Annotated in this window: 7 protein-coding genes; all 7 read left to right on the forward strand. The window is 66.8% G+C overall.

Annotation, left to right across the window (positions count from 1 at the left end; all coding sequences use genetic code 11):
- Positions 1-1,201, forward strand: a 1,201-nt coding sequence (locus Q1V87_RS13260) for a DUF5684 domain-containing protein (RefSeq protein WP_300593758.1), incomplete at its 5' end; no start/stop codon positions are given.
- A 14-nt stretch (positions 1,202-1,215) separates the two neighbouring features.
- On the forward strand, positions 1,216-2,055 hold the full coding sequence (locus Q1V87_RS13265; RefSeq protein ID WP_300593760.1) for a protein phosphatase 2C domain-containing protein: 840 nt from the start codon (positions 1,216-1,218) through the stop codon (positions 2,053-2,055).
- 14 nt (positions 2,056-2,069) lie between these two features.
- A complete protein-coding gene (locus Q1V87_RS13270) occupies positions 2,070-3,362 on the forward strand; it encodes an FHA domain-containing protein (RefSeq protein ID WP_300593763.1) in 1,293 nt (430 codons plus the stop codon).
- A complete protein-coding gene (locus tag Q1V87_RS13275) occupies positions 3,359-4,906 on the forward strand; it encodes a serine/threonine-protein kinase (protein WP_300593766.1) in 1,548 nt (515 codons plus the stop codon). The genes Q1V87_RS13270 and Q1V87_RS13275 overlap by 4 nt, the downstream gene beginning before the upstream one ends.
- On the forward strand, positions 4,906-5,727 hold the full coding sequence (locus Q1V87_RS13280; RefSeq protein WP_300593769.1) for a hypothetical protein: 822 nt from the start codon (positions 4,906-4,908) through the stop codon (positions 5,725-5,727). Before Q1V87_RS13275 ends, Q1V87_RS13280 begins: the two co-directional genes overlap by 1 nt.
- A complete protein-coding gene (locus tag Q1V87_RS13285) occupies positions 5,724-10,241 on the forward strand; it encodes an FtsK/SpoIIIE domain-containing protein (RefSeq protein ID WP_300593772.1) in 4,518 nt (1,505 codons plus the stop codon). Before Q1V87_RS13280 ends, Q1V87_RS13285 begins: the two co-directional genes overlap by 4 nt.
- Before the next feature lie 42 nt (positions 10,242-10,283).
- Positions 10,284-10,574, forward strand: coding sequence for a hypothetical protein (locus tag Q1V87_RS13290; RefSeq protein ID WP_300593775.1), 291 nt, complete (start codon positions 10,284-10,286; stop codon positions 10,572-10,574).
- The last annotated feature ends 185 nt before the right edge of the window (positions 10,575-10,759 follow it).

Raw genomic sequence — 10,759 nt, forward strand, 5'->3', positions numbered from 1 at the left:
CGCGCACGGCGTCGCGGAAGGAGCAACGTTCATGAACGATGGATCCGGAGCAGCCGCCGGGCTGTTGGGAGCGGGGATCGTCGTGATCCTCGTCGTGATACTGATCGCTCTCGGCATCTATATCTGGACGGCGCTGGCACTCGGCGCTGTCTTCAAGAAGGCCGGCGAGCCCGTCTGGAAGGCGTGGGTCCCTGTCGTCAACACGTGGACGCTGTACGAGCTCGGGGGCAAGCCCGGGTTCTGGGCGCTGTTGGCGTTCCTGCCAATCGTTGACATCGTCGCTTTCGTCTTCCTCATCATCTCGATCGATACCGTGAACAAGCGGTTCGGACGGGGATCGGGGCTGACCGTCCTCGCTGTGTTCTTTTTTCCCATCTGGGCCAGCATCCTCGGGTGGGGAAGCTCGCGGCTGCTCTCAGGGCCGCTGCGCCCGGCATACCCGACGGGTCAGATGCCATTCGACACACCGGCGGCACCCCCCGCGCCGCCGACCAGTCCGTTCTCACTTGCGGGCGGCGCGGCGGTTACCGCGGCCCCTCCGGCACCCCCCGTACCTCCGGCGCCTCCGGCACCCCCGCGTGGACCCGCGCTCGCCCCGCCCCCGCCCCCACCCCCGAGCTCTTCATCGCCCTTCGACGCTCGCCCTGCGACCCCATGGCCCGCACCTCCCGCCCCGGCGCCAGCCGCTCCCGCTGCGGCGCCGACCGCCTTCATCCCGCCGCCGCCGCCCGCCCCGAACCCTGCCCAGCAGCCCAGCAGCCTGTGGGCTCCCGCGCCGGCAACGGCACCGGACGTCGCTCCTGCGGCCCCTGTGCCCGCCGCCCCATCTCCCGTGCACATTGACGAGGATGACGAGCGCACCGTGATCTCGCGCTCCAAGCGTCCCTCGTGGCTGCTGACTCTGCCCGACGGCAGTGATGTGACCATCACCGCAAGCACCGTCATCCTCGGGCGCTCACCGTCGGCCCCGGCTGGGTCGGATGCCCAGGTCATCGCGGTGGCAGACGGCACCAAGACGGTCTCGAAGTCGCACGCTGTGCTGCGTCTGATCGGTGACACCTGGGTCATCGAAGATTCGGGTTCGACCAACGGCTCGATCGTGCTCGACGAATCCGGCGCCGAGATAGAGGTCACCGCGACGCACACTCTCATCGGGACGTTCCAGCTCGGGGACGCGACATTCCGCATCCGCAAGAGTTGAAGGCCACCACACGCATGACGACGCTGACGATCACCACCGGGGCGCAGACCGATACCGGTCGACGCCGCACGATGAACGAGGACTCGCTCCTCGCCGCATACCCGGTGTTCATCGTCGCCGACGGCATGGGCGGCCACGACGCCGGCGATCGCGCGAGCGCCGCGGTCATCGAAGCCTTCCAGCCCCTCGTGGGGGTCGACGATCTTGCACCCCACGATGTCATGGCCGCGGTCCGGCGCGCCCACCACAGTGTCGCGACGATCGCCGACACTCTCCCCAACGGAGCCGGGTCCACACTCACAGGAATCGTCGTCGTCACCCAGAACGACAACCGCTGGTGGCTGGTGCTGAACATCGGCGATTCGCGTGTGTACCGGCTGATCGGCAACACGCTCCAACAGGTGACAGTCGACCACTCGGTCGCGCAGGAACTCGTCGACGGAGGCAAGCTCCGCCGCGAGGATATGGCGACCTACAGCGGCCGCAATGTCATCACTCGGGCCGTGGGAGCCCCCGACAGTGAGGCCGAGTACTGGTTGCTGCCCATCGTCACAGGCGAACGGCTGCTGATCTGCTCCGACGGGCTGACCGGAGAGCTCCCCGACGAGAGTTTGCGCGCCGGCCTCGCTCTCGGTGGCAGTACCCAGCAGACGGCGACCACTCTGGTTATGCAGGCGGTCGAGCGCGGCGGGCGCGACAACGTGACGGCGATCGTGGTGGATGTCGTCGCCGGCGGCGCGAGCCCCGACTCCGACGACGTCACCGGCGGCATCGGCACGACCAGCGCGGTCGTCGCCGATTTGCTCCCCGACGAGGACACAGTCCCCTCCAGTAAGCCGCGGGCGCGCGGATGACAGGCTGGACGTACATGCGGGGCGATCATCCCGCGATCATCCAGGGATCGACCTGCGTCGCATTCGGCGGTGTTTACGGTGAGGATCGCGCCCGCGCGGTGCTCCCCATGATGACGGCCGACACGCCCCTTGAGGATCTGCTGGATGTCGTGCTCCAGACCGGAATCGGCGCACTGCCGGACTTCTTCGTCGGCAGGGTAGAAGACGGCACGCTGACGGCCATGCTGCGCGGCGCGGCGCTCCTCACAATCGAGGATGATCGGTGGCGCCGCTCCACCGTTGACGGCCTCGGCGCACGGACGTGGCGCGAAGTAGCGTTCGACGGTGTCACACGCCTGGCCGTCTGTTTCGACAGGCAGCTGGTCCGCACAGATCTGCGCAAGGCCCCGGACGATGAGCGCACGGCCCGCCCGGGTGCCCTGGCGATCAGCGAGATCGTGTTTCGCCGGCCGGATGCCCCGCTGCGGCTTATGACGGTCATAGGTGCAGCACGGGGAGGACTCAGCGCCGAGACCGAAGACTTCCCCCCGCACCTCTTCGACGACGGATCCAGCGCATCTACCCCGACCGAGCGACCTGCGACTGTGGCGCAGCAGAGCGCGGCGCCGGCGCCAACCCCCGCAGGCAGCCCTGAACCGGCCTCTCCACCGCAATCGCAAGAGGAGGCCGAGACGGACCGCTACCGGTTCGACGATCTCTTCGGGTCCACGAGATTCTTCGGCGTCGAGGCGGCCGCGGTTCGGGCAGAAGAGGGGGAGGGCGAGATCGCATCCTCGCCCTCCCCCATTCTCTCGACTCCGTCTCCCACGCTTCGAGGACACACGACGTCACCCTCAGCGCCGGACGAGATGTCGGCCGAGGTGTCGGGCCTCGTCTGCGCGACCGGCCACCCGAACCCGCCCACGCGGGCGACCTGCGTCGTGTGCGCGATTCCGCTGACGGGCGCCCAGCCGGCGCGCACGAGTCGACCTCAGGGGATGCTGCGCCTCCCGGACGGACGCCGCCTTCCCATCGACGCGCAGATGATCATCGGCCGCAGCCCCCGCGCAGAGCGGTCGGATAGTCGCACTCTTCCGACCTTGGTGAAGATCGAAGGCGCCTCGACCGACGTCTCGCGCAACCACGCGCGCATCGGTGTGGAGGGGTGGAACGTCGTCATCGAGGATCTGGGATCCACCAACGGAACGGTGATCCTCGCGACGGATGGAACGCTCCGGCGCCTGCGCGGCGGCGAGACCGCGCTGCTGACCGCTGGAGTCGTGGTGGACCTGGGAGGCGTGCGCATCCACGTGGAGGATGTACCGTGACTCCCGGCTACGGCGGGGTGGACATCCCGGGGCTGACGTTCGAGCGGCACCTGGGTGCCGGCGCGTTCGCAGACGTACTGCTCTTCCAGCAGGAGTTCCCCCGTCGCCGGGTCGCTGTCAAGGTCATGCGCGAAGCGGTCACCGACCCCCGCACGCAGGCCTCGTTCGAGAGCGAGGCGAATCTGCTTGCAACCGTATCGACCCACCCCTCGATCGTCACGGTGTATCACGCAGCGATCACGATAACCGGCCGCCCATACCTGGTGATGGAGTACTGCTCACGCCCGGGCCTGGCCGAACGCATCCGTGACCGCCCGCTGAGCGTCCCGGAGATGCTGCAGACGATGATCCGTCTGTCGGGCGCAGTGGAGACCGCGCACCGCCACGGGATCCTGCACCGCGATCTCAAGCCCGCGAACGTCCTGACCACCGACTACGGGTGGCCCGCCCTCGGAGACTTCGGGATCTCTGTCGTGGCGGGGCACCCGACCAACAGCGGCGGCGCGATGTCGCTGCCGTGGGCGGCACCCGAGGTCGTCGCAGGACACTCGTTCGAGCCAGCAGCCGATGTGTACGGGCTGGCGGCCACGGCGTACACGCTCCTCGCGGGCGCCTCGCCGTTCGAGCTCACCGGAGCGCGTGATGTCCCGGCCCTTATGACTCACATCATGTCCACTCCCGCGCCGAGAATCCCTCGTGAAGATGTGCCCGAGGCGGTGCAGCAGCTTCTGGCGATCGCGCTCGCCAAGCATCCGACCGAGCGCCCGCGGTCGGCCTCGGAGTTCGCGCGCGGACTCCAGCGCATCGAGCAAGACATGGGACTGCCGACGACGCACCTCGACATTCCGAGCGCGCAGGACCTGCCCGACGACAGCGCCGAGCGCACCCGGCTCTCTCCGCGCGAGACAGCGGTTGTCGCGGGCATCGTCGCGCCGTCCCCTACGCCTCCGGTGGACGACCGGACCGCTATCGCCCAGGCGCGGGCAACGATCCCTGACCTCGAGCTCGCCGAGCCCACGATCGCACGCCCGCGGACGCCGGCTGTGCCGGACGAGGCAACAGCGATCGCGCCACCACGGGCGCTCTCCGAGCCGATCGATGACCCAACGGCGATTGCCCCCACCCGGGACATCGACGCCGAGCACACAGCACTCGCGTCACCACGGACGTCCGATCCGGATCGCACTGCGCTCGCCGGGCAGCGCGTCGATCCCGCAGATCAGACGATCCTGCGCTCCCCCGCCAGTCCGGCTGCTCCGCAAGCTCAGGCGTGGACGCCGCCCCCGGGAGCGCGAATCGCCTATGACCCAGGCGCGGAGTCCGCTGCCCGGACTACGTACGGCATCCGGGAGTCGCTACCGACACCGGCGATCACCCGTCGCGCTGCGCCCGCGCCGCAGGTCGCCCCCACGGGAGGCTCCGCCGCCGCACGTCGCACCCGTCGACGGCGGACGACATGGCGGCTGATCATCATCGGCGCCGGAGCGCTGCTCGTACTGTCCGCCGCGGCTGTCGCTGTGGCACTGCTGCTTGGTGCTGGCTGATGAACAACGGAAACCGGATGCGGCGGGGGACGCGACTCGGGGGGAACACGATGGATGACGACACGACAGCGTCGACGCTGACGATCGACTTCTGCGGCGAGCGCCACGCCTGCACGCCAGGGAGGACTTTCAGCGTCGGCCGCGATGCCGATCTCTGCATCGACGACAACCGCTACCTGCACAGGCGACTGCTGGAATTCGAGTGGGCGTCCGGGATGTGGTGGATGACGAACTGCGGCCAGTCGATCACTGTCGGGGTGGCAACGGCGGACGGCACCTACCAGGCCATGCTGGGTCCGGCCGGCCGCATGCCACTCGTGTCATCGCCGCTGAGCGTCGTGTTCAGCGCGGGCCCGTTCACGTATGAACTCGGGGTCATCCTTGACGGCGCCTCGGCAAATCCGGCGCCGGATGCCGCCTTGCCGGTCTCCACCGGCGCCGACACCGCACTGTCGTCGACGCTCGGCGCCACCACTTTCACCCCGAGCCAGCGGCTGCTGATCATCGCGCTGTGCGAACCGATGCTTCGCGACGGGATGGCAGGCGCAAGCCGCATTCCCTCGTCCGCCGAAGCCGCAGAGCGTCTCGGGTGGCCGATCACGACCTTCAACCGCAAACTCGATAACGTCTGCGACAAACTCGACCGCGACGGCGTCCCAGGCCTGCGTGGCGGGGTCGGGAAGCTCGCCCGCAACCGCAAGTCACGCCTGGTCGAACACGCGATCATGGCACGGCTGGTGACACCGACAGACCTGGCGCTGTTGGATGCCGGTCAGCCGAGGGATTTCCCACAGACGGCTAGTGGCGGGAGCACGCGATGAGAACGAAGTTGACACTGATCCGCCCGGACGCCACCTACACCGACCTGACCATATTCGTCGACGCGGGCGCACATGTGGCAGACGTCGCTGACGCAATCGCCTCCCGAGACCCGCAGCACTCGACCCTTGGCCCGCAGACGATCACGGTCAACAGAAGCGGAACGTGGAACGCCATCGATCCCACGATGCCCTTTCAAGATGCGGGCATTATCTCGGGATCTCACATCAGCCTGATCGACGCCGGCTCAGAACCCGCACGTCTTGCGATGGCGGCCGGGCAACCGACCGCTCGGTTCCGGGCATCAGGCGGCACAGACGACGCGCGAGTATTCACCGTCACCGGTCGAACGACCTCGATCGGTCGCGGTGAGGCAAACGGCATCGCTCTGACTGACCCATCGGTCTCAAAGTCCCACGCCGTCATCGACATCCTCGATGACGCCGTCACGATCATCGATCAGCAATCGGCAAACGGTCTTGTCATCGACGGAGGCATGCTCTCGCGCGCGACGTTGCGGCCGGGTTGGAGCGTCGCGCTCGGCGACGTGACGCTCACACTCATCGACGTCGTCGGCGTGCCCGGACGCACCCCGCGCGAACCAGCGTCGATTCCGTTCAACCGGTCACCACGCGTCGAGGCACGGTTTCCGGGAACGGAGTTCCCCTCCCCGGAGCCACCCATCGAGCAGGACCGCCAGCCGTTCCCCTGGCTCATCATGATCGCGCCGCTCATCATGGGTGCCGTCTTGTTCTCGATCACGCAGTCGCCGCTATCGATTGCTTTCGTCGCGCTCTCCCCGGTCCTGATGCTCGCAAACTGGTTGACCACTCGTGGAACACGGCGCCGACGCATGCGCGACCAGATCCGCCGATTCGGTGCACAGATGGAATCTCTTCGCACCAAACTCGCCACGTCGCTCACTCTCGAGCACCAGATCCGCCTCAAAGAGGCCCCCTCGACTGACGAGGTCGTCGCCGCGGCCCTCGGCCGGACCGAACTGCTGTGGACACGCCGACCGGAGCACTGGTCGTTTCTAAACGTTCGGATCGGAACGGGGACCCTCGCCAGCCGATCACGCATCGCCGACATACCCGGTCAGGAACGCGCGCTACCCGAGTACGTGGACGAGCTCCGTTCCCTGGCCGACGAATTCGCACTCGTACCCGCAGTTCCTGTGTTCGAGAACCTGCACGACTCCGGCAGCATTGGTGTCGCGGGACCACTCGGAGCGGCGGAGGAAGCCGCTGCCGCCCTGATCACTCAGCTCACCGGACTCCACTCCCCGGATGAGCTGGTCGTCTCGGCAATCGTCGGTCCAAGTACGGGGAACTCCTTCGAGTGGATGCGATGGCTTCCCCACACATCCTCGCCTAGCAGCCCGCTCAACGCTATCCCGCATCTGACCGACAGCGAATCGAGTACGCGTGTTCTCATCGCCGCGCTCGAAGAGCTCGTCGATGCACGTGCACCGGAGTCCAAGCGGGACCCGTACGCCAGGCGCGCCATGGCTGTGTCGGACTCCGCGGTTGCGCGCGCGGCACAGGTCGGCGAGGACGACTCGGCGGCGCTACCACCGTCGATACCCCTACCTGCGATCGTTGTGTTGATCGCGCACGATTGCATCGCGGACCGTGGCCGTCTCGTCCAGTTGATGGAGCGTGCGCCGGATGCGGGTGTCTACGGGATCTGGCTCGAAGCCTCGTCGGCTCAGTTACCAGCGGTGTGTCGCACGTTTCTCGAGTTCTCCACCATTGGGTCCCTCGACGCGCGAATCGGCCACGTGCGCCAGGGAGAGCAGTTCACCCCTGTCCAACCCGAGCGGATCGACCATGAACGGTGCGCAGCATTCGCGCGTTCGCTCGCGCCCGTCACGGATGCTGGCGCCTACTCAGCCGAGGAGTCCGACGTTCCGAGGTCGGTGTCTCTCGTAACCCTTCTGGACTCAGAGCTACTCACGTCCACCGCCGCAGTGATCGACCGATGGGCTCAGAACGAGTCGCTGATCGATCGCTCGGCAGCGCCCTCCGGTCGCCATCGTCCCGGCAGGCTACGCGCGATCATCGGGCAAGGCGGGACGGATGCCATGCACCTCGATCTCAGGGCCCAGGGCCCTCACGCACTCGTGGGGGGGACCACCGGATCCGGAAAGAGCGAGTTCCTGCAGACGTGGGTGCTCGCCATGGCTGCCGAGTACAGCCCCGATCGCGTGACCTTCCTCTTCGTCGATTACAAGGGCGGTTCAGCGTTCGCCGACTGCGTGTCCCTGCCGCACTCGGTCGGCCTTGTTACTGATCTCAGCCCGCATCTCGTCCGACGCGCCCTGACAAGTCTGCGCGCAGAACTGCACTATCGCGAGCATTTGTTCAACCGCAAGAAGGTCAAGGACATCCTCGAGATGGAGAGCCTTCGTGACTCCGAGACCCCGCCAGCGCTCGTCATCGTCATCGATGAGTTCGCGGCACTCGTAAGCGACGTTCCAGAGTTCGTGGACGGTGTGGTCGACATCGCCCAGCGAGGTCGTTCACTCGGCATCCATCTCATTCTCGCGACGCAACGCCCTGCCGGAGTGATCCGAGACAATCTGCGTGCGAACACGAACTTGCGCATCGCTTTGCGCATGGCCGACGAGGCAGATTCTGTCGATGTGCTCGGCACGCCAGCCGCAGCTCACTTCGACCCGAGTATTCCCGGCCGCGCGAGCGCGAAGACGGGCCCCGGACGGCTCACGCCCTTTCAGGCCGCCTACGCGGGAGGGTGGACAACCGGCGAGAAGCCCGCTCCGTCGATAGACGTGGCCGAGTTGCGCTTCGGCTCACCCGTGCTGTGGGAAGCGCCCGACACGGAAGACGCTCCACGCGTCTCCGACCCTGGCCCGACTGATCAGACGCGACTGGTACGTAGCATCGGCGAAGCGTTCATCGGCGCCCGCCTACCATCGCCCCGGCGTCCGTGGATGCCCGAGTTGGCGCAGATCTACGATCTGGCACGACTCCCCCAGCGAACGGACACAAAGCTGGTCCTCGGCGTGGCCGACCTCCCCCACCGCCAGGCTCAGGAGCCGGTCTCTTTCCTGCCGGACATCGACGGCCATCTCGCGATCTACGGCACGGGCGGCTCAGGAAAGTCCACAGCTCTACGCACGCTCGCGATCTCCGCAGGCATCACTCCAAGAGGCGGGATCGTCGATGTCTACGGTCTTGACTTCGGATCTGGCGGCCTACGCATGTTGGAACCGCTCCCCCATGTCGGCGCAGTGATCGCAGGTGACGACTCCGAGCGCGTTGTGCGCCTGTTCCGAATGCTCCAAGCGGAACTGACCCGGCGGGCAGCGCTCTTCGGCGAAGCACGCGCGTCGACGATCGACGACTATCGCGCATCCATGGGCAGCGAAGACCTCGCGCGAATCTTGCTCCTCGTCGATGGATTCCCTGCCTTCCGTGCCGAATACGAGGTGGGAGCGGGGCGCGCAGAGTGGTATGCCGCCTTCCTCCAGTTACTCTCGGATGGGCGGCCTTTCGGCATCCATATCGCACTGACTGCCGACCGTGCAGCGAGCGTGCCGTCAGCTGTGGGGGCGTCCATCTCTCGTCGGGTCGTACTCCGCCTGGCCGAGGAGACTGGATACACCCTTCTGAACGTGGAGGACGACATCCTTTCTCCGACCTCGCCGTCAGGCAGAGCGATCATCGACGGGTGGGAGACGCAGATCGCAGTGCTCGGAGGCTCTCGGAGCACGGTTGATCAGGTACGTGCGATCGCCGACCTCGGCGCGACGATCGCCGCGCGGCGACGACCCGCCGAGCAGGTGCGCGCCCTGCCGAGAAAGGTTCTGCTCTCGGAACTCCCGACAGCAGTGGAAGGAGAGCCGGTTCTCGGGATCTCGGATGAGACGCTCGAACCGGTGGGATTCGAGCCAGCTGGCGCAATGCTCATCGCCGGGGCGCCTTCGAGCGGTCGGACGAACGCGCTGCTTTCACTGGCCTCGGCACTGAGCCGAGCTCAGCCGGAGTCTGAACTGTACTTCATCGGCGGTAAAAGATCTCGGCTCGCCGGTCTGGCCCTCTGGACTCAGACAGCACTCGACATTGATGAAACGACCTCGCTTGCCAGAGAGCTCTCAGCTCGGGTCGGTGGCGAGCCTGTCCCGCACATCGCAGTCTTTGTTGAGGGGTTCTCAGACTTCCTCTCGACGCCCGCCGACGCAGCTCTCGTCGAACTCATCAAACTGATCAAGCGCTCCGACCACTTCTTCGTCGCCGAGGCAGAGACTGCGGGCTGGGGCTCCTCCTGGCCACTTCTCGGAGAAGTGAAATCCGCCCGACGCGGCATCGTCCTCCAGCCCGACCCGATGGATGGCGACCAGATCATGCGCACGCCGTTCCCAAAGGTCTCTCGCGCGGAGTTCCCGCCCGGCCGCGGCTACCTCGTCCGGGGCGGACGAGTGACGCGGGTTCAGATGCCTTTGGTCGATGGGGAGGACTCCCCATCGACCAAAGGCGGAGGACGTCGCTAGCGTGAGGGACAGACACCGGGGACAGCAGCTTAGGGAGACGACGTGGCGGATCTGAGAATCGATCTCGACGGTCTGGAATCAGCGGACGTGCAACTCGGGCGAGTCGAGCGCGCCTTCGAGCACTCGGACTCGATCGCCGCCGGAGTCGCCGACCTCGTCGGGCACTCGGGGCTGGCAGGCAAGCTCAGCGAATTCTCCAACGCCTGGGACCTCCACCGCGAGGACATGCTGACCGGTGTGCGGGCCGTCCGCCAGACGGTAAGGAAGATTCACGATGAATTCGCGGCTGTGGACCGCGAACTCGCATCCAACTTGAACGGGGACGGTAGCTGACATGCCATGGATGAGCCCCATCCCGGGAGATCCCGCAGGCTTGAAGGACGCGGCAGCACGTTACCTGAGCACGGCCGACAGCATCGATGAGGCGGCCAGAGAACTGCTCCGTGTCGCCAACGAGATCCGAACCATCAGTCTGGCTGTCGACCAGGTACGCAGCCAGTCGGCCGAACTGGCCGGCG

Source organism: Microbacterium sp. (genome assembly GCF_030149085.1).
Classification (GTDB): domain Bacteria; phylum Actinomycetota; class Actinomycetes; order Actinomycetales; family Microbacteriaceae; genus Microbacterium.

Coding starts and splice junctions, on each gene's coding strand:
- Q1V87_RS13265 (WP_300593760.1), top strand. CDS start 1,216: ATGACGACGCTGACGATCACCACCGGGGCGCAGACCGATACCGGTCGA.
- Q1V87_RS13270 (WP_300593763.1), top strand. CDS start 2,070: ATGCGGGGCGATCATCCCGCGATCATCCAGGGATCGACCTGCGTCGCA.
- Q1V87_RS13280 (WP_300593769.1), top strand. CDS start 4,906: ATGAACAACGGAAACCGGATGCGGCGGGGGACGCGACTCGGGGGGAAC.
- Q1V87_RS13285 (WP_300593772.1), top strand. CDS start 5,724: ATGAGAACGAAGTTGACACTGATCCGCCCGGACGCCACCTACACCGAC.